At 76.5% G+C, this 19,231-nt stretch carries 17 protein-coding genes; 11 read left to right on the forward strand and 6 right to left on the reverse strand.

Annotated elements, in window-relative coordinates; all coding sequences use genetic code 11:
• Positions 1–17: 17 nt before the first annotated feature.
• Positions 18–1,058 carry a methylmalonyl Co-A mutase-associated GTPase MeaB gene (gene meaB, locus ACI79U_RS12185; protein WP_457066990.1) on the reverse strand — a complete coding sequence of 347 codons (1,041 nt, stop codon included), beginning with the start codon at positions 1,056–1,058 and terminating at the stop codon, positions 18–20.
• Positions 1,055–2,260 carry an acetyl-CoA C-acetyltransferase gene (locus ACI79U_RS12190; protein WP_457066993.1) on the reverse strand — a complete coding sequence of 402 codons (1,206 nt, stop codon included), beginning with the start codon at positions 2,258–2,260 and terminating at the stop codon, positions 1,055–1,057. Before ACI79U_RS12190 ends, meaB begins: the two co-directional genes overlap by 4 nt.
• A 207-nt stretch (positions 2,261–2,467) precedes the next feature.
• Here ACI79U_RS12190 and mce point away from each other — a divergent pair, with 207 nt between their 5' ends.
• The 6 genes from mce (at position 2,468) to ACI79U_RS12220 (ending at position 9,447) form a co-directional block, all read left to right on the forward strand.
• Positions 2,468–2,932, forward strand: a complete 465-nt coding sequence (mce, locus tag ACI79U_RS12195; RefSeq protein WP_457066996.1) for a methylmalonyl-CoA epimerase — start codon at positions 2,468–2,470, stop codon at positions 2,930–2,932.
• 90 nt (positions 2,933–3,022) lie between these two features.
• A complete protein-coding gene (ccrA, locus tag ACI79U_RS12200; protein ID WP_457066999.1) occupies positions 3,023–4,354 on the forward strand; it encodes a crotonyl-CoA carboxylase/reductase in 1,332 nt (443 codons plus the stop codon).
• Positions 4,355–4,467: 113 nt separating this feature from the next.
• Positions 4,468–5,829, forward strand: a complete 1,362-nt coding sequence (locus ACI79U_RS12205; protein WP_457067002.1) for a hypothetical protein — start codon at positions 4,468–4,470, stop codon at positions 5,827–5,829.
• A 58-nt stretch (positions 5,830–5,887) separates the two neighbouring features.
• Positions 5,888–7,789: a hypothetical protein gene (locus ACI79U_RS12210; protein ID WP_457067005.1), complete on the forward strand. Its 1,902-nt coding sequence runs from the start codon at positions 5,888–5,890 to the stop codon at positions 7,787–7,789.
• Between the two features lie 120 nt (positions 7,790–7,909).
• Positions 7,910–8,800, forward strand: a complete 891-nt coding sequence (locus ACI79U_RS12215) for a DUF4397 domain-containing protein (protein ID WP_457067008.1) — start codon at positions 7,910–7,912, stop codon at positions 8,798–8,800.
• A gap of 11 nt (positions 8,801–8,811) precedes the next feature.
• Positions 8,812–9,447, forward strand: coding sequence for a class F sortase (locus ACI79U_RS12220; protein ID WP_457067011.1), 636 nt, complete (start codon positions 8,812–8,814; stop codon positions 9,445–9,447).
• A 9-nt stretch (positions 9,448–9,456) separates the two neighbouring features.
• Here the strand turns inward: ACI79U_RS12220 and ACI79U_RS12225 are convergent, their stop codons facing one another.
• The 3 genes from ACI79U_RS12225 to nucS all read right to left on the reverse strand — a co-directional run bounded on the left by ACI79U_RS12225 (position 9,457) and on the right by nucS (position 12,342).
• The gene (locus tag ACI79U_RS12225) at positions 9,457–9,693 is read right to left on the reverse strand and encodes a hypothetical protein (RefSeq protein ID WP_457067014.1); all 237 of its coding nucleotides are present in this window, start codon (positions 9,691–9,693) and stop codon (positions 9,457–9,459) included.
• A 106-nt stretch (positions 9,694–9,799) separates the two neighbouring features.
• Positions 9,800–11,581, reverse strand: a complete 1,782-nt coding sequence (locus ACI79U_RS12230; RefSeq protein WP_457067017.1) for a 3-hydroxyacyl-CoA dehydrogenase family protein — start codon at positions 11,579–11,581, stop codon at positions 9,800–9,802.
• Positions 11,582–11,670: 89 nt separating this feature from the next.
• On the reverse strand, positions 11,671–12,342 hold the full coding sequence (gene nucS / locus ACI79U_RS12235) for an endonuclease NucS (RefSeq protein ID WP_457067020.1): 672 nt from the start codon (positions 12,340–12,342) through the stop codon (positions 11,671–11,673).
• 58 nt (positions 12,343–12,400) lie between these two features.
• Here nucS and ACI79U_RS12240 point away from each other — a divergent pair, with 58 nt between their 5' ends.
• The 5 genes from ACI79U_RS12240 to ACI79U_RS12260 all read left to right on the forward strand — a co-directional run bounded on the left by ACI79U_RS12240 (position 12,401) and on the right by ACI79U_RS12260 (position 17,195).
• A complete protein-coding gene (locus ACI79U_RS12240) occupies positions 12,401–13,288 on the forward strand; it encodes a hypothetical protein (RefSeq protein WP_457067023.1) in 888 nt (295 codons plus the stop codon).
• A gap of 73 nt (positions 13,289–13,361) precedes the next feature.
• Complete coding sequence (locus ACI79U_RS12245) at positions 13,362–14,090, forward strand: hypothetical protein (protein ID WP_457067026.1); 729 nt, start codon at positions 13,362–13,364, stop codon at positions 14,088–14,090.
• Between the two features lie 18 nt (positions 14,091–14,108).
• Positions 14,109–14,840: a YqjF family protein gene (locus ACI79U_RS12250; RefSeq protein WP_457067028.1), complete on the forward strand. Its 732-nt coding sequence runs from the start codon at positions 14,109–14,111 to the stop codon at positions 14,838–14,840.
• Positions 14,841–14,908: 68 nt separating this feature from the next.
• Positions 14,909–16,087, forward strand: coding sequence for a sensor domain-containing phosphodiesterase (locus ACI79U_RS12255; protein ID WP_457067031.1), 1,179 nt, complete (start codon positions 14,909–14,911; stop codon positions 16,085–16,087).
• 79 nt (positions 16,088–16,166) lie between these two features.
• Entirely contained in the window at positions 16,167–17,195 is a 1,029-nt protein-coding gene (locus ACI79U_RS12260; RefSeq protein ID WP_457067033.1) for a Gfo/Idh/MocA family protein, read from the forward strand.
• On the opposite strand, the gene ACI79U_RS12265 is transcribed toward ACI79U_RS12260, so the two are convergent.
• The gene (locus ACI79U_RS12265) at positions 17,192–19,207 is read right to left on the reverse strand and encodes a methylmalonyl-CoA mutase family protein (protein WP_457067036.1); all 2,016 of its coding nucleotides are present in this window, start codon (positions 19,205–19,207) and stop codon (positions 17,192–17,194) included. The genes ACI79U_RS12260 and ACI79U_RS12265 overlap by 4 nt on opposite strands.
• Positions 19,208–19,231 lie beyond the last annotated feature (24 nt).

Below are 19,231 nucleotides of genomic sequence, written 5' to 3' on the forward strand. Positions count from 1 at the left end.
ATCCTGCCCGTCGGGTCCTAGAGGTGCGCGATGAGCTGGTCCGCAGCTTGGTACGGGTCGGTCTCCCCCGCCACCACCCGCTCCGCCAGGGCCGGCAGCGCGGCCGAGCCGCCGACGTCCCCCATCCGCTCGCGCAGCCCGGCGACGGCGATCGCCTCGACCTCGCGGGCGGCCCGGGTGACCCGGCGGCGGTGACCCTCGCCGGAGGACTCCAGCCAGGCGGCGTGCTCGTCCAGGCGCGCCACCACGTCGTCCACCCCGTGGTCGCCGTCCGGGGACGTCACGGCCCGGCTGGCCACGGTCTTCACGATCGGCGGCCGCCACGCCCCGGCGTCGGCGTGCCGGCCGCCCAGGGAGAGCATCGCGCGCAGGTCGCGCACGGTCTGGTCCGCGCCGTCCCGGTCGGCCTTGTTCACCACGAAGACGTCGGCGACCTCGAGGATCCCGGCCTTGGCCGCCTGGATGCCGTCGCCCATCCCCGGCGCCAGCAGCACCAGCGTGGTGTCCGCGAGCGAGGCGACCTCCAGCTCCGACTGCCCGACCCCGACCGTCTCGACCAGCACGACGTCGCAGCCGGCCGCGTCGAGCACCCGCAGCGCCTGCGGGGTGGCCCAGGCCAGACCGCCCAGGTGGCCGCGCGAGGCCATCGACCGGATGAAGACCCCGGGGTCGCCGGCGTGGTCCTGCATCCGCACCCGGTCGCCGAGCAGGGCCCCGCCGGAGAACGGGGAGGAGGGGTCGACGGCGAGCACCCCGACCCGCCGTCCGGTGGCCCGGAAGGCCCGCACCAGCGCCGTCGTCGTCGTCGACTTGCCGACCCCGGGCGGCCCGGTCAGCCCCAGCACCCGGGCCCGCCCGGTGTGCGGCGCGAGCGCGGCCGCGACCTCGCGCAGCAGCGGGCTGGCGTCCTCCACCAGCGAGATCAGCCGCGCCACCGACCGGGCGTCGCCCTCGCGGGCGCGGGCGACCAGGGTGGGGACGTCGGCGGCCCGCCGGCCGCGCCGGCCGAGCGCCCCGGTGGCCGGGGCGGCGACCGCGGTGGCCTCGGGGTCGCTCACGCCGCGGCGGGGACCCTGAGCACGAGCGCGTCACCCTGACCGCCACCACCGCACAACGCGGCCGCCCCCACCCCGCCCCCGCGGCGGCGGAGCTCCAGCACCAGGTGCAGCACGATCCGGGCCCCGCTCATCCCGACCGGGTGGCCCAGCGCGATCGCCCCACCGTTGGGGTTCACCCGCTCCGGGTCGATGCCCAGCTCGCGGGTGGAGACGATGCCGACGGCGGCGAACGCCTCGTTCAGCTCGACCAGGTCCAGCTCCGCCGGGTCGATCCCCTCGCGGGCGCACGCCTTGGCGATCGCCCGGGACGGCTGGGTCTGCAGGGTGGCGTCCGGGCCGGCGACGACGCCGTGCGCGCCGATCTCGGCCAGCACGGTGCAGCCGAGCTCGGCGGCCTTGGCCGCGGACATGACCACGACGGCGCAGGCGCCGTCGGAGATCTGCGACGCCGACGCCGCGGTGATGGTGCCGTCGGGCGCGAACGCCGGCTTGAGCCGGGCCAGGCTCTCGGCGGTGGTGTCCGGCCGGATGCCCTCGTCCTCGCGGAACTCGATCGGGTCGCCCTTGCGCTGCGGGATGAGCACCGGGGTGATCTCGTCGTCGAACAGGCCGTTCTTCTGCGCGGCCGCGGCCTTCTGGTGGCTGGCGGCGGCGAAGGCGTCCTGCTCCTCGCGGGTCAGCCCGTACCGGCTGTTGGCCTGCTCGGTGAGCGCGCCCATGGCGACCTGGTCGAAGGTGTCGGTGAGGCCGTCGTGCGCCATCGCGTCGACCAGCGTGGCGTCGCCGTACTTCGTGCCGGTGCGCGAGCTGGGCAGCAGGTGCGGCGCCCGGGTCATCGACTCCATGCCGCCGGCGACCACGACGTCGAACTCCCCGGCCCGGATGAGCTGGTCGGCCAGGGCGATGGCGTCGATGCCGGAGAGGCAGACTTTGTTGAGCGTGAACGAGGGCACCGACATCGGGATGCCGCCGGCGACCGCGGCCGGCCGGGCGGGGTTCTGCCCGGTGCCGGCCTGGATGACCTGGCCCATGATCACGTAGTCGACCTGGTCGCCGGTGATCCCGGCGCGCTCGAGGGCCGCCTTGATGGCGACGCCGCCGAGGTCGGCGGCGCTGAAGTCCTTCAGCGAGCCCAGCAGCCGGCCCATCGGCGTGCGGGCGCCGCCGACGATCACGGAGCGGGTGGGTGCGGGCTGGCTCATCGGGGCCTCCAGTGGCTCCGGCCGCCGCCGTTGGCGGCCTGCTCCGAGGTGGCGGCGCAGCCTCACCGCGCCGCTGCGGGTGCCGTCGAGGATAGGGCCCCCGGCCGGTGCCCCGGCACCACGCGGGCACCGGGCCCGCCCGCACCGGACGTGACCCCGGCCACAACCAGGTCCCGCAGGGGTGGGTGTCCCGGCAGGATGCGCCGCATGACCGATGCCGTGCCCGACGACGCGCACAGCCGGCTGCCCGCCGGGATGTTCACCACCATCGACCACGTGGGCATCGCGGTGCCCGACCTGGACGCGGCGATCGCCTTCTACGCCGCCACGTTCGGCGTGCACTCGGTGCACGAGGAGACGAACGAGGAGCAGGGCGTCCGGGAGGCGATGCTCGCCGTCGGCGACGGGGAGACCCGGATCCAGCTGCTCGCCCCGCTGACCCCCGAGTCGACGATCGCGAGGTTCATCGGCCGCTCCGGACCGGGGCTGCAGCAGCTGGCCTTCCGGGTGACCGACGTCGAGGCCGCCGCCCGGACGCTGCGCGAACGCGGCCTGCGGCTGCTCTACGACGCACCGCGCCGCGGCACCGCCGGCAGCCGGGTGAACTTCGTGCACCCCAAGGACGCCGGCGGCGTGCTGGTCGAGCTGGTGGAGCCCGCCGCCGCGCACTGACCGACCGCGCCACCGCACCACCCACAACTGCACACCCCGCCATCACCGCACCTGCACCTACCGAGCCAACGACGACCCGGGAGAGCACGCATGGACGAGATCAGGGACGCCGTCCTCGGCGACCACCTCGACGCGATCGGAGGGCTCCCCGTGCCGGGGTCCTACCGCGGCGTCGTGGTGCGCGAGGACGAGCAGGGGATGTTCGAGGGCCTGCCCACCAGGGACAAGGACCCCCGGAAGTCGCTGCACGTGCAGGAGGTGCCCACCCCCGAGCTGGGACCGGGCGAGGCGCTGGTGGCGGTCATGGCCTCCGCGGTCAACTACAACACCGTCTGGACGTCGATCTTCGAGCCGGTCTCCACCTTCGGGTTCCTCCGGCGCTACGGCCGCGTCTCCGACCTCACCAGGCGGCACGACCTGCCCTACCACGTGGTCGGCTCGGACCTGGCCGGCGTCGTCGTCCGGGTGGGCCCGGGCGTGAACCGGTGGGAGCCCGGTGACGAGGTGGTCGCCCACTGCCTGTCGGTGGAGCTGGAGGACCCGGCCGGGCACGACGACACGATGCTCGACCCGCAGCAGCGGATCTGGGGGTTCGAGACGAACTTCGGCGGCCTGGCCGAGCTGTCGCTGGTCAAGAGCAACCAGCTGATGCCCAAGCCCGCGCACCTCACGTGGGAGGAGGCTTCCAGCCCAGGGCTGGTCAACTCCACCGCCTACCGGCAGCTGGTCAGCCGCAACGGCGCCGACATGAAGCAGGGCGACGTCGTGCTGATCTGGGGCGCCTCCGGCGGGCTCGGCTCCTACGCCACCCAGCTGGCGCTCAACGGCGGCGCCATCCCGGTCTGCGTGGTGAGCAGCCCGGAGAAGGCCGAGATCGTGCGCTCAATGGGCGCCCAGCTGGTCATCGACCGCTCCGCCGAGCAGTACCGGTTCTGGCGCGACGAGCAGACGCAGGACCCGCGGGAGTGGCAGCGGCTGGGCGCGAGGATCCGTGAGCTGACCGGTGGCGACGACCCGGACATCGTCTTCGAGCACCCCGGGCGGGAGACCTTCGGCGCCAGCGTCTACGTCGCGCGCAAGGGCGGCACGATCGTCACCTGCGCCTCCACCACCGGGTTCCAGCACGAGTACGACAACCGGTACCTCTGGATGAACCTCAAGCGGATCGTCGGTTCGCACTTCGCCAACTACCGCGAGGCCTGGGCGGCCAACCGGCTCGTCCAGCGGGGCCTGGTCCACCCGACGCTGTCGCGGACCTACGCCCTGGACGACGTCGGCCAGGCCGCCCTCGACGTCCACCGCAACGCCCACCAGGGCAAGGTCGGGGTGCTGGCCCTGGCCCCGGAGGAGGGGCTGGGCGTGCGGGACACCGCCCTGCGGGAACAGCACCGGGCGGCGATCGACCGCTTCCGCGAGCGCTGACCGGTCCGCCCGGGGGCCCGGCTGCGGGCCGGGCCCCCGGCTCCCCGGGAGTTGGCTGCGGAGCGGCCGGGGACACGCTGACCCGGGGCCGGTTCTCTGCGAGGATGAGGCCCATGAGCGACCCCCGTGACGACTTCTTCCGCGACGGCGGCCCCGGCTTCGACGTGGTGCGCAAGGGGTACGACCGGGAACAGGTGCACGAGACCCTCTCCGGGATGGACGCCGACCTGCGGGTCGCCATCGCCGACCGGGACGCCGCCGTGGCGCGCTCGTCCGACCTGGCCCGCCAGCTGCAGGCCCTGCACGGCGAGGTGGAGTCGCTGCGCCGCCGGGCCGCGAGCGCCAGCGCGCCCACCTTCGAGAACATGGGCGAGCGCATCTCGAACATGCTGCGGCTGGCCGAGGAGGAGGCCGCGGAGATCCGCCGGGCCGCCCAGGAGGACGCCGCGCAGCTGCAGGCCGCGGTCGCCGCCGAGGTCGAGGCGGTCCGCGAGCGGATCACCGGCGAGGAGCGGGCGCTCGGGGAGCGTTCGGCGGCCAGCCGGGCCGAGGCCGAGCGGCTCGTCGCCGAGGCGCGGGCGCACGCCGAGCAGGTCGCGGCGAAGACCCAGGCCCGCGCCGACGAGCTGGTCACCAAGGCCCAGGAGCGGGTGGCCCGCCTCGACGCCGACTCGCAGACCCGCCGCACCAAGGCGGAGGAGGACTTCGAGATCGCGATGCGCATCCGGCGCACCGAGGCCGCCCGGCTGGAGGAGGAGCGCGAGCACGCCTCCGTCGCCACCGCCCAGCAGCGCCTCACCTCCGCCGAGGAGCGGGCGCGCCGCACCGTGGCCGAGGCGGAGGCCTCCGCGGCCGCCGTCCGGGCGGTCCGGGACGAGCTCGCGCAGCGGCTCGCCGAGGTGCGTTCGCTGCTGGAGCAGCTGCCCGACCTGGGCGACCGCCCGGCGCAGGCCGCTCCGGCGGCCCGACCGGCCGAGAAGCCCGGTCCGCAGACGGCGGCGCACGCAGCTCCGGAGGAGCAGGCGGCTCCGCAGCAGGGCCCGGCGCCCGACGCCCCGCAGGCACCGCGGCACGCCCAGCCGGTCGCCGAGTCCCCGACCGCCGAGCCCGCGGCCGCCCGCACCCAGTCGCTGCGGGTACCGCCGCGCCCGGAGGAGCAGGGCCCCGCACCCCAGGCCCCCGCCGCCCAGGCCCCCGCACCCCGGGCCGGGGCGGCCCCGTCCGACGCGCCGCAGACCGACGCACCGCAGACCGCGCCGACCCCCGCCGCCGAGCAGTCCGCTGCGCCGGCCGGCAGCGCGGAGCGGCCCACCGCCGAGCAGGAGTCCGCGCGCCCGGCCGCCGCGCCGCGCCACACCCCGCCGGTGCCGCCGCGGAGCACGCAGTCCCGCGCCCAGCAGGCCGCCACACCGCCGGTGCCCGCCGGCACCGGCAGCGCGCAGGCCACCGGATCGACCGAGTCCGGCCGCAGCTGACCGGGGCCGGCGCCGGGTCGCCCCGCGCCGGCCGGCCCACCTGACGAGGACCACGACCGTGCCGGACCCGAGGCCGCCGGCCGGCCGTCGCCGCCCGGGCAGCCGGCGGGCCCGGCACGCGGCGACGTCCCCGGCGCGTCCGCGGGCCGGCGTCCTCTGGCCGCTGACCGCGCTGGCGGTGCTGGCCGCGGTCGCCGCCCGGCGGCTGTCCGGTCCCCGGCTGCCCGGCGACGACGCGCTGGCCGCACCGGCGGCCGCCCTGCTGCGCGGCGACGGCGACCTGGCGCTGCTGTCACCCGACGGCCTCGGGGCGCTGCACACCGCCGTCTACGCCACCGTCACCCGCGCGTTCGCCCGGCACGACACCCTGCTGGGCGCCGAGCGGGAGCTGCTCGCCGTCGTCCTGCTGGCCACCGGGGCGCTGCTGTGGCGCACCGGCCGGCGGCTGGGTCTGAGCGACGTCGGGGCCGCCCTGGCCGTGCTGGGGCTCGCGGCGGTGCCGGCGCTCGCCCCGCTGTCGGCCGCCGCGTCGCCGTCCTGGCTGGCGCTGCCCTGGCTGCTGCTCGCCGGCTGGCTGCTGCTGTCCGGGCGCCCCTCCCCCGCGGCGGGCGTCGCCGCCGCGGTGGCCGCCCTGCTCGGCGTCCTCCTCGCACCGGACGCGCTGGTGCTCCTCGTCGTCGGGATCGCCGCGGGCGCCGCCGCCCGGACGCCGTGGCGCCGGCTGCGCGGACCGCTCCGCGCCCGCCCGCGGGTGGCCCAGGCGCTGGCCGTGGGTGGGATCGTCCTAGCCGCCGTCGCCACCCGGCTGCTGGTCGGCAGCTGGTACCCGCAGCCCGGCGACCCGGCCCGGTGGGGCGCGGACACCACCGGGCTCGTGCTGCTCGGCGCCGGGCTGCTCGCCGTGGGGGCGCTGACCGTGGCCCGGCTGCCGCGGCTGCGCGGACCCGGTGCGGCGCTGGTGGCCGGGACGCTGCTCGGGGTCCTCCCGCCCGGTGACCGGCTGCCGGCCCTGGTGACCTGCCTGCCGCTGGCCGCGCTGCTGGGCGCGGTGCTGGTCACCGGCCTGGCCGACCGGCTCGCCGCGGCGCGGCCCGAGCTCGGTCGGGTCGCCCGGCCGGCCGCCGCCGGCGTCCTGGGGGTGCTGCTCGTCGCCGCGCTCGCCGCGGCCCTGACCGCCCCCCGGGGCGACCTCGGGGCCCGGGCGCAGGCCCAGCTGGTGGCGTGGGCCGGCGAGCACCTCCCCGACGACGCGGTGCTCGCCGCGGGTCCTCGGCTGGCCGCCGAGCTGGTGCACGCCGGTCTCGACGCCGACCGGCTGGTCCCCCCGGGCGACCAGGTCACCGCCGCGGCCGGCGACCCGCCGCTGCGCCTGCAGGTCGGCACCGGCGACGACCCGGCCGGCGACGCCCGTCTCCTGGCCCGCTTCCCGACCGGCCCGCCCCCGGACGACGCCGCCCCGGACGACGCCGCCCCGGACGACGCCGCCCCGGACGACGCCGCCCCGGACGACGTCACCCTGACCGTCGCCGACCCGGACCCGGCCGAGCCGACGGCGGAACAGCTGGCCGCCCGGCGTGCCCTCGGCGCCGCGCTGCTGGCCAACCCGGCGACGACCGCGCCACCGGCCGCCGCCGACCTGCTGCGCTCCGGCGCCGTCGACCCCCGGACCCTCACCCTGCTCGCCGGCCTGGCCGCCCGGTTCGGTGTCGGGCTGGCCGACCTCCCCGCGGTGCCCGGCGAGCTCCCCGGGGTCCCGGTCCACCAGGCCGTGCTCGGCTCGGTCAGCGGCGAGCCGTTGCCCGGGGACTCCGCGGCGGCCGACCGCCTGCGCGCCTGGCTCGCGGCACAGCGCGCTCCCTACCGGCCGGCCCAGGTGACCCCGGTCGAGGACGGGCTGCTGCTGACCTGGCCGCTGGCCCCGGACCCCGACGCGCTGGTGACCCCGGGCGGAGGAGGATGACCCACATCTCGATGACCCACACCTCGATGACCCAGCGCCACGGCCTGGGAACCGCGCGTGCAGATGCCGGCCGGGATGGGTAGGGCCGGCCGAGCACCCCGAACCCACAGGAGGACGCCGATGTCCCGGCTGACCCGAGGCCCGCTGCTGCTCCTGCTGAGCGCCGGGCTGTGCGCGCTGGGCATCACGCCTGCCGCCGCCGCACCGGCCGGGGAGACCGGTCTGGTGCGGATGATGCACCTGTCCCCCGACACCCCGTCGGTCGACGCCTACATCGACGCGGTGTCGTCGCCGGGCACCGGGGTGGTGCTCCCGGCGGTCACCTACGGCGACGTCTCGGACTACCGGGCCGTGCCCGCGGGCACGTACACGGTCAGCGCCCGCGCGGCCGGCGCGGACCCGGCCGGCCCGCCGGTGCTGGCCACCACCGTCACCGTCGCACCGGGCAGCGCCACCACGATCGCCGGCGTCGGGTACTTCGCCGACCTGGGCTTCGCCGTCCTGCCCGACGACCTGTCGCTGCCCCCGGCCGGCCAGGCCCGCGCCCGGGTGGTCAACGCCGCGGCCGGCGTCTCCCCCGTCGACCTCGCCCTGGCCGACGGCCCGCAACTCGCCTCGGACCTGGAGTTCGCCGGCAACACCGACTACCTCGACGTGCCCGGTGGCCCGGCCACGCTGACCGTGACGACGGCGGCCGGCGAGCCCACCGAGCTGCCGGTCGACCTCGCCGCGGGGTCGGTCTACAGCGTGCTGCTGCTGGACCGCAGCGACGGCGGGGTCACCGTGACGACCGCGCTGGACGCCGCCAGCCCCGGGGTCGTCCCGGTCGGCGGCGTGGAGGCCGGTGCGGGCGGCAGCGCCGATGACGGCGTCCCGGCGGGTCGCCTGGCGCTGGCCGTCGTCGCGGTCTCCGCCCTGCTGCTCGCCGTCCTGGGCCGGGTCGGCCCCCGCGGCCACGCATCCCGGCACGCGGCGTCCCGGCACGCGGCGTCCCGGCACGCGGCGTCCTGACCGGGAGCGGGGTGACCGACCGGATGACCGAGGGCAGGCACCGGCGTCCGCGGTCGCGGGCGACGGCCCGGGTGCGGCTCGGGCTGGCCGCGGTCGGCGTCACCGCGGGCGCGGTCGCGCTGCTCTCCCCCACACCGGCCGCCCCGGCCCGGGCCGCGGCGCCACCGGCGCCGGTCGTGGTCGCGGAGACCGCCACCGCCACTGCGCCCGCCCCGGTGCGGGTGCGGGTGCCGGCCATCGGGGTGGACAGCCCGCTGCCGGCGATCGGGGTGGACGGCGACGGCGCGCTCGTGCCGCCCGCGGACTTCACCCGGGCCGGCTGGTTCGCCGCCGGGCCGGCCCCCGGGCAGCCCGGGCCGGCGGTGCTGGCCGGCCACGTCGACGACCGCAGCGGCCCGGCGGTGTTCTTCCGCCTGGAGGAGCTCACCGCCGGCGACCGGGTGCTGGTCGACCGGGCCGACGGCAGCCAGCTGACGTTCACCGTCACCCGGGTGGCCGCCTACCCCAAGACCGACTTCGCCACCGCGGAGGTCTACGGCCCGACCCCCGACCCGCAGCTGCGGCTCATCACCTGCGGCGGCGAGTTCGACCGCGAGCGCCGCAGCTACACCGACAACGTGGTGGTCTACGCCCGGCTCGCGGCCTGAACCCGGGGCTCAGCGCCGCCGGCGGCGGCTGTCCCAGCAGGTCCGGTGCCAGTGCCGGCGCAGGTCGGCGGCCGACTCGGTGTCCCAGGGCTCCAGGTCGGAGTCGCGCACGTAGGCCGGCCAGGTGACCACGTGCGGCGTCCCGGGCCGGATCTCCTGGTCGCACCCCGGGCAGCGGTAGCTCTTCCCCCCGGCCGCGCCGGTGAGCGGGCGCACCGCCCAGTCGCCGTCGGCGGCCTCCTCCACCGGCGTCGACCGGGGGAAGGGCCGACGCGGGGACGACCGGGAGCCACGACCGGCCGGGGACGACCCGGCCCGGTCGCGGCGGGAACCACCGCGGCGGGGCACCGCCCTACCGGTTCGCGTGGTCGCGGAACCCGCGGCCGGCCTTGCGCCCGAGGTACCCGGCGGTGACCAGGTGCTCCAGCAGCGGGGCCGGCGCGAAGCCCGGCTCGCGGAACTCGGCGTAGAGCTCGCGCTCGATCGCCAGCGAGACGTCCAGGCCGACGACGTCGAGCAGCTCGAAGGGGCCCATCGGGTAGCCGCAGCCGACCTTCATCGCCGCGTCGATGTCATCGGCGCTGGCGTAGTGCGCCTCGAGCATCTTGACCGCGTCGTTGAGGTAGGGGAACAGCAGCGCGTTGACGATGAACCCGGCGCGGTCGGCGCAGGAGACCGCGGTCCTGCCCAGCCGCTGGCAGAGCGCGTGCCCGGTGGCGGCGACGTCCGGCGCGGTGGCGATGGTGGAGACCACCTCGACCAGCTTCATCACCGGCGCCGGGTTGAAGAAGTGCAGACCCACCACGTCGGCCGGGCGGCCGCTGGCCCGGGCGCACTCGATCACCGGCAGGCTGGAGGTGGTGGTGGCCAGCACCGCCCCGGGCTTCGCGACCCGGCCCAGCTCCGCGAACAGCTCGTGCTTGACCGCCAGCTCCTCCACCACCGCCTCGACCACCAGGTCGGCGGCGGCGAGATCGGCCAGCGACGTGCTGCCGGTGACCCGGCCCAGCACGGCGTCCCGCTCGGCTCCGTCGAGCCGGCCCCGGTCCACCTGCTTGCCCAGCGAGCGGGCCAGCGCATCACGCACCGCCTGCACCTTCTCCTCGGTGCGGGCGACGACGGTGACGTCGCAGCCGCCCGCGGCCAGGACCTCGACGATGCCGGTGGCCATCGTCCCGGAGCCGATGACGCCGACCGACTGCACCGGGCGGGCGCCCTGCACGGCACCCCCGGGGACCGGGGTCCGCGCGTCGGGCGCCACCTCGGCGGAGTCGCGGCCGGCGTAGGTGTAGAAGCCCCGGCCGGTCTTCCGGCCCAGCAGGCCGGCGGTCATCATCTGCTTGATCACCGGGCTCGGCGCGTGCAGCCGGTTGCGCGACTGCTGGTACATCGTCACGAGGATCTCGTGGGCGGTGTCGATGCCGATGAGGTCCAGCAGCGCCAGCGGCCCCATCGGCAGGCCGCAGCCCAGCCGCATGGCCGCGTCGAGGTCCTCGCGGCTGGCGTAGCGGTTCTCGTACATCGACACGGCGTGGTTGAGGTAGCCGAACAGCAGCGCGTTGGCGATGAAGCCGGCGCGGTCGCCGATGGTGACGTCGACCTTGCCCAGCCGCGCGCAGAGCGCCTCGACGTCCTCGACCACCGACGGTTCGGTGACCACGGTCCGGACGACCTCGACCAGCTTCATCACCGGCGCCGGGTTGAAGAAGTGCATCCCGATGACCTTGCCCGGGCGGCCGGTCGCGACCGAGAGCTCGGTGACCGACAGGCTGGAGGTGTTGGTGGCCAGGATCGTCCCCGGCGGGCAGACCCGGTCCAGCGTCGCCAGCACCTGCGCCTTGAGCTCCAGCCGCTCGGGGACGGCCTCCACGACGAGCTCGGCGACGGCGAGGTCCGCCATCGCGGTGGTGAACCGGATCCGGGACAGGATGACGTCCCGGTCGGCGGGGTCGAGCTTCCCCCGGGCGACCGCCTTGTCCGTGGAGGTCACCACGTGCTCCCGGCCCCGCTGCAGCGCCTCGTCGGTCACCTCCACCGCGGTCACCGACAGCCCCGCGCGGGCGAGCACCTCGGCGATGCCGGCACCCATGGTGCCCAGCCCCACCACCCCGACCTCGGTCAGTTCTCTGGCCACGCCGCCGTCCTCCCGTCGTCCGGTGATGCCGGAGTGTCCCAAACGACGGGCCGGGCGCGCCGCCCCGGGTTACCCGCCGGTACGGCGGTTCAGAAGAGCCGGGCGGAGGGGTCGTCGGTGCCCTTCAGCACGGCGTAGTCGACCGTCAGGCAGGAGATGCCCCGGTCGGTGGCGAGCACCCGGGCCTGCGGCTTGATCTCCTGGGCGGCGAACACGCCCTTGACCGGGGCGAGCAGCGGGTCGCGGTTGAGCAGCTCGAGGTAGCGGGTCAGCTGCTCCACGCCGTCGATCTCGCCGCGGCGCTTGATCTCGACAGCGACGGTGGCGCCGTCGGCGTCCCGGCAGAGCAGGTCGACCGGGCCGATCGCGGTGGGGTACTCCCGGCGCACCAGCGACCAGCCCGCGCCGAAGGTCTCCACGTGCATCGCCAGCAGCCGCTGCAGGTCGGCCTCGACGCCGTCCTTCTGCAGGCCGGGGTCCACGCCGAGCTCGTGCCGGGAGTCGTGCTCCACCGACTCGATGGTGATGATCAGCTGCTCGCCGGCCTTGTTGGTCACCGTCCAGGTACCGGAACCGTCGACCAGCTCGTCCTTGAGCGAGCACGGCGGGCTCATCCAGTTCAGCGGCTTGTAGGCCCGGTCGTCGGCGTGGATGGACACCGACCCGTCGGCCTTGACCAGCAGCAGCCGCAATGCCGGTGGCAGGTGGGCGGTGAGCCGCCCGATGTAGTCGACGGAGCAACGGGCTATGACCAGGCGCACGGGCGCCGACGCTACCGGTCGGTGGAACCCGACGGCCGCCCCCTGCGTCGTACCTGGTGTGCGCCTGACTCCCGTGCTCCGCGCGACCGCCCTCGCCGGCCTGCTGGCCGTGCTCGCCGCCTGCGCGCAGGGGGGCAGCACCGCAACGCCGTCCCCCGCGCCGACCACCTCTGCCCCGGAGCTCCCCGACGCCGCCGACGCGCTGGTGCTGTCGGTCGAGCACACCGGCGGGTTCACCACCCCGGAGATGCTCGCCGCCCGGCTGCCGGTGGTGGCCGTGTACGCCGACGGCCGGGTGTTCACCGAGGGCCCGGTCGTGGCGATCTACCCGGGCCCGGCCTGGCCCAACGTGCAGCTGCAGCAGATCGACCGGGACGACGTCCGCACGCTGGCGCAGCGGGCGCTGGACGCCGGGCTGGCGGAGGACGGCGACCTCGGCTCCCCGCCGGTCGCCGACGCCACCAGCACCCGGTTCACCCTGCAGACCGCCGACGGGACGTTCGTCCGGGAGGCCTACGCCCTGACCGAGGGGCGGGACTGGCCCGACAGCGGCCTGACCGAGGATCAGCAGGAGGCCCGGGCCCGGCTCGCCGAGCTGCGCGACGACCTCACCGACCTGCCCGCCACCCTCGGCCCGGAGGCGGTGGGTGAGACCGAGCAGTACGAGCCGGCCGCCGTGGCCGCGCTGGTGCGGCCGTACACCGAGCCGGCCGACATGCCGGGCCCTCCGGAGCTCCCGTGGCCGGGTCCGGCGCTGCCGGGCGAGCCGCTCGCGCCGGGGGTCACCTGCCTGACCGCCGAGGGCGAGCAGGCCACGGCGGTGGCCGCCGCGGCGCGGGAGGCCACCACGCTGACCCCGTGGGTGGGCGCCGACGGCGCCCGGTGGGCGATCACGTTCCGCCCGCTGCTGCCGCACGAGCAGGGGTGCGGCGACCTGACGGCGTGACCTCGGCGGCAGCCCGGCCGGCGCGCGGGCGTGTCGGGGGTGCCCGCCCACCGCGGGCTGCCAGGGTCAGCCCGTGCGGCGACCGACGACCCCGCTGGACGGGTCCCGCCACCAGCAGCTCCTGCTCGGCGGGCTCCTCGTCCTGCTGCTCGCCGTCGTCCCGCTCGCGGCGCTGCTCGCCGACCCGGCGCTGGCCGCCGTGGTGACCGCCGGCCCGGCCGTCGTCGGGCTGCTGGTCGCCTACGCCGGGGCGCCGGCCGGCCGCGGCCCGGCCGGGGGGTGGGCGGATGCCCGCACCGCACCGGACCCGACGGCGCCGGCCGTGTCCGTCCGGGTGGCCGACGTGGCGGCCTCCCGTGGCGACGGCGACGTCCGCTTCGAGGTGCTGCTGGAGGTGGAGAACCACGGCGCCACCCCGGTGGTGGTCGAGCCGGGCCGCGCCTCCCGCGGCCGGTTCCGGGAGCCGGGGTCGCTCGCCCTGCCGCCGCGCCGCGGCGGTGCGCACCCCGGTCCGCACGTCCGCTGCCTGACGCTGCAGCTGGTGGTGCCGGCCGCCGAGGTGGCGGCGGGGCTGGCCGGCTGCACCGGCCGGCGGTTCGGCTGGACCGGGGTCACCGTGACCCTGCTGGCGCACAACCTGGGTCGCACGGTCACCGACGAGCTCCGGCTGGCGTTCGACCTGCAGCCCTTCACCCGCACCCCCGACGGCGGGTGGGGGTGGACCGATGCCCTGCTCACCGACGACGGCGGCTGGGGCTGGCTCGCCGGCCGGTCCCACCGGGACCTCCACCTGCCGGCCTGACCCGGCAAGCTGGACGGCATGGCCGACCCCGAACCGTCGACACCGACCAGCCCGCGCCCGGTCCAGCGCGGGATCTCCACCCAGGGCTGGCGTGACCTCGCCTTCCTGCACTGGGCGGTCGACCCCGCCGTCGTCGCGCCGCTGCTGCCGGCCGGCACCGTGCCCGACGTGCACGAGGGCGCCACCTACGTCGGGCTGGTGCCCTTCCGGATGTGGCGCATCGGCATGTTCGGCAGCCCGGGGCTGCCCTGGCTGGGCACGTTCGCCGAGACGAACGTGCGGCTGTACTCGGTCGACGCCGCCGGCCGCCGGGGCGTGGTCTTCCGGTCGCTGGACGCCGAGCGGCTGCTGCCGGTCCTCGCCGCCCGCTGGGTGGCCCGGCTGCCCTACCTGTGGTCGCGGATGCGCGTGGAGCGCGCCGGGGACCGGGTCCGCTACACCTCGGCCCGCCGCTGGCCGGGTCCGCGCCCGGCGGAGAGCCGGATCGAGCTGCGGATCGGTGCGCCGCTGACCGGCGACGACCCGCTGGCCCGCTTCCTCACCGCCCGCTGGGGGCTGCACCGGCCGGGGCGGCGCGGGCCGGTCTACTGGCCCAACGAGCACCCGGAGTGGCCGCTGTGGCACGCGGAGCTGGTCTCCCTGGAGGAGTCGCTGCTGGCCGCGGCCGGGCTGCCGGGCATCACCGGCGCCCCCGACAGCGTGCTCTTCTCCCCCGGCGTCGACGTCCGGTTCGGCCCGCTGCTGCGCTGAGCCGGGCGCCACGACCCCCGACAGTCCGAGAAGTTCCGCAACCGCGCCCGCTCGGGCACCATCGCGGTGTGACCTCGAGCACAGCACCGTTCGCCACCAGCTCCGACGACTGGGTGCGCCGCCTGCTGGACGCCGCCCGTGAGCGGCTGGGCATGGACGTCGCCTGGCTGTCGGTGTTCACCGAGGAGACCCAGGAGATCCGCGTGGCGACCGGTGCCCTGGACGAGATGGGGGTCCGGCAGGGGATGCACGCCGCGCTGGAGGGCAGCTTCTGCGTCCGGGTGCTCAGCGGCCAGCTCCCTCCGGTGATCACCGGCGCCCGGCGGGATCCCCGGACCCGGGACCTGGCGGTGACCAGCGACCTGCACATCGGCTCCTACGTGGGTGCGCCGGTCCGGTCGCCGGAGGGCCGGCCGCTCGGGATGCTGTGCTGCCTCAGCCGGGACGACGGGGCGCACCTGGACGGCGAGGCCGCCCGCACCCTGGAACTGCTGGCCGAGCTGATCGCCGACCGGCTGACCGCCACCCTGCCGTCGCCGGACGATGCCCGGGCCCGGGAGGACCGGGTGCGGCGGGTGCTGGCGACCGGCACGGTCGTCGTGCACCTGCAGCCCATCGTGGAGCTGGCGACCGGCCGGCCGGTTGCGCAGGAGGCCCTGGCCCGGTTCCCCGACGCCGCCCGGGGCGGCCCGGCGAGCCTGTTCAGCGACGCGGCCGCCGTCGGGCTCGGCATCGAGCTGGAGGAGCTCGCGGCCCGGGCAGCGCTGGCGGTCGGGCCGCGGTTGCCCGCGGGCCAGGGGCTGGGCCTGAACCTCTCCCCCCAGGCGCTGCTCTCCCCCTCCGTGCTCGGCCTGCTGCTGGATCACCGCCACCTGCCGCTCACCGTGGAGGTCACCGAGCACGCCCCGGTCGACGACTACGACGCGCTGGTCGGTGCGATCGCCCGCCTGCGGACGGCGGGGATCCGGCTGGCGGTGGACGACGTGGGGGCCGGGTACGCCAGCCTGCGGCACGTGCTCCGCCTGCGGCCGGACGCGGTGAAGCTGGACATCGCCCTGGTCGCGGGGGTGCACGAGGACCCCGCGAAGCAGGCCATGGTCACCGCACTGGTCGCCTTCAGCGGTCAGACCGGTGTCCGGCTGGTCGCCGAGGGCCTCGAGGACCCCGCCGAGCGCGATGCGCTGCAGGACCTCGGCGTCGGGTACGGGCAGGGCCACCTCTTCGGCCGGCCTGCTGCCCTGCCCTGACCGGGAGCGAGCCGGCAGGACATGATCACCGGCAGGACCCGACCGAGGACGAGGGTCGCCGAGGCAGGGAGTGCACGAGATGGAACCCGTACGGTTCGGACTGGTCGGCTACGGCTTCGGCGGCCGGTACTTCCACGCGCCGCTGCTGGCCGCCGCCGCGGAGGTCGACCTGGTCGGCGTGGTCACCTCCTCGGCGCAGCGACGGGAGCTGGTGGCCCGCGAGCACCCCGGGACGGCGACGTTCGGGTCGCTGGGCGAGCTGCGTGCCGCCGGCGCGGAGGCGGTGGCGATCTCCACGCCCGCCGGCACGCACAGCGCCCTGACCGACGAGGCGCTGGACCTCGGCCTGGCCGTCGTGTGCGACAAGCCGTTCGCGCTGGACGCCCCCGCCGCGCGGGCCAGCACCGAGCGGGCCGAGCGGCTGGGCCTGCCGCTGGCGCCCTACCAGAACCGGCGCTGGGACTCCGACTTCCGCACCGTCCGGGCGCTGGCCGAGGCGGGGACGCTGGGCACGATCACCCGGTTCGAGTCCCGGTTCGAGCGCTTCGCCCCCGAGCCCGGCCCCGGGGCCTCCGGCGGGGGCACGCTGCTGGACTTCGGCAGCCACCTGGTCGACCAGGCCCTGGTGCTGCTCGGCCCGGTCACGGCGGTGTACGCCGAGTGGCGGGTCCGCGAGAACGGCCTGGACGACGACGTCTTCGTCGCGCTCACCCACGCGAACGGCGCCCGCTCGCACCTGGCCGGCAGCTGGAGCGAGGGCGCGCCGGGCGACCGCTTCCGGGTCACCGGCACCGCCGGCAGCTACGTCGTCGGCGGACCGATGGACGGCCAGGAGGCGGCGCTGGTCGCCGGGCACACCCCGGCCACCCTGGGCGCCGACTGGGGCGCCGAGCCCGAGGACCGCTGGGGCCGGGTCCGCCGCGGTGACCACGAGGACCGGGTGCCGACGCTGCCCGGCGCCTGGGACACCTTCTACCCGGCGTTCGCCGCGGCGGTGCGCGGCCTCGGCCTGGTGCCGGTGGAGGCCCGGGACGCCGTCGCCAGCCTCACCGTGCTCGACGCCGCCCGGCGCAGCGCCACCGCGGGCACCGTCGTCCGGCTCCCCTAGGCCGGCGCCGGGACGTCGGCGGGCAGGCCGTTCGCCGCGCGGACGACGTCGACGAGCCGGCCCATGATGGCGGTGATCCCGACGTCTTTCGGGGTGAACACCCCGGCCACCCCCAGCTCCCGCAGCCGGCGGGCGTCGGCCTCGGGGACGATCCCGCCGACGACCACCGGGACGTCGTCCAAGCCGGCCGCGCGCAGGCCCGCCAGCACGGCGGGCACCACCTGCAGGTGCGAGCCGGAGAGCACCGACAGCCCGACGACGTGGACGTCCTCCTCGACGGCGGCGGCGACGATCTGCGCGGGGGTCAGCCGGATGCCCTGGTAGACCACCTCGAAGCCGGCGTCGCGGGCGCGAACGGCGATCTGCTCGGCCCCGTTGGAGTGCCCGTCCAGCCCCGGCTTGCCGACCAGCAGGCGCAGCCGGCCGCCCAGCTCCTCCCCGGTGCGCCGCACCCGCTCCCGCACGTCGGCCAGGTCGCCGTCGGCCGCACCGGCACCGGCCGCGGCCACCCCCGTGGGCGCCCGGTACTCACCGAACACCTCCCGGAGCACCCCGGCCCACTCCCCGGTGGTCACCCCGGCCCGGGCGCAGTCCAGGGTGGCGGGCACCAGGTTGGCGTCGGTGCCGGCCGCCTCGCGGAGCGCGGCGAGCGCGCGCCGCACCGGCTCCGGGTCGCGGGCCGCCCGCCAGGCGCGCACCGCCTGCTGCGCGGCTGCCTCCACCGCGGGGTCGACGGTCTGGATGGCGGCGTCCAGGTCGGCCAGCAGCGGGTTGGGCTCGGTGGTCCGGAACCGGTTCACCCCGACGACGACGTCCGCACCGCGCTCCAGCCGGCGCCGGCGCTCGGCCAGCGAGGCGACCATCCGGCCCTTCATGTAGCCGGACTCCACCGCGGCGACCGCACCGCCCAGCTCCTGCACCCGGGCCATCTCCGCACGGGCGCCCTCGACCAGCTCGGCGACCTTGGCCTCCACCACGACCGACCCGGTGAACAGGTCCTCGTACTCCAGCAGGTCGGTCTCGTGGGCCAGCACCTGCTGGAGGCGCAGCGACCACTGCTGGTCCCACGGCCGGGGCAGGCCCAGCGCCTCGTTCCAGGCCGGCAGCTGCACGGCGCGGGCCCGGGCGTCCCGGGAGAGGGTGACCCCGAGCATCTCCAGCACGATCCGCTGGACGTTGTTCTCCGGCTGCGCCTCGGTCAGCCCGAGGGAGTTGACCTGCACGCCGTACCGGAACCGGCGGTGCCGGGGGTCCTGCACGCCGTAGCGCTGCAGGGTCAGCTCGTCCCAGAGCCGGCCGAAGGCGCGCATCTTGCACATCTCCTCGACGAACCGGACCCCGGCGTTGACGAAGAAGGAGATCCGCGCGACGACGTCGCCGAACCGCTCGGGCGGCACCTGCCCGGAGTCCCGCACCGAGTCCAGCACGGCGATGGCGGTGCTCATCGCGTAGGCGATCTCCTGCACCGGCGTCGCCCCGGCCTCCTGCAGGTGGTAGCTGCAGATGTTGATCGGGTTCCACCGCGGCATCGCCGTCACCGTGTAGGCGACGACGTCGGTGATCAGCCGCATGCTCTGCGCCGGCGGGAAGACGTACGTCCCGCGGGACAGGTACTCCTTGATGATGTCGTTCTGCGTCGTCCCGGCCAGCTGCGCCACCTCGCAGCCCTGCTCCTCGGCGACCACCTGGTAGAGCGCGAGCAGCCACATCGCCGGGGCGTTGATCGTCATCGACGTGTTCATCTCGTCGAGCGGGATGCCGTCGAACAGCGCCCGCATGTCACCCAGGTGGCTCACCGGGACGCCGACCTTCCCGACCTCCCCCACGGCGAGCTCGTCGTCGGGGTCGTGCCCGGTCTGGGTGGGCAGGTCGAAGGCGACCGACAGACCGGTCTGGCCCTTGGCCAGGTTGCGGCGGTAGAGCGCGTTGGACTCGGCAGGGCTGGAGTGGCCGGCGTAGGTGCGCATGACCCAGGGCCGGTCGCTCTCCTTCGGCGTCGAAGGGAACGGCATGCCGCCGCAGTCTAGGCAGGCTAC

The sequence above is a fragment of the Modestobacter sp. SYSU DS0904 genome (genome assembly GCF_054051115.1).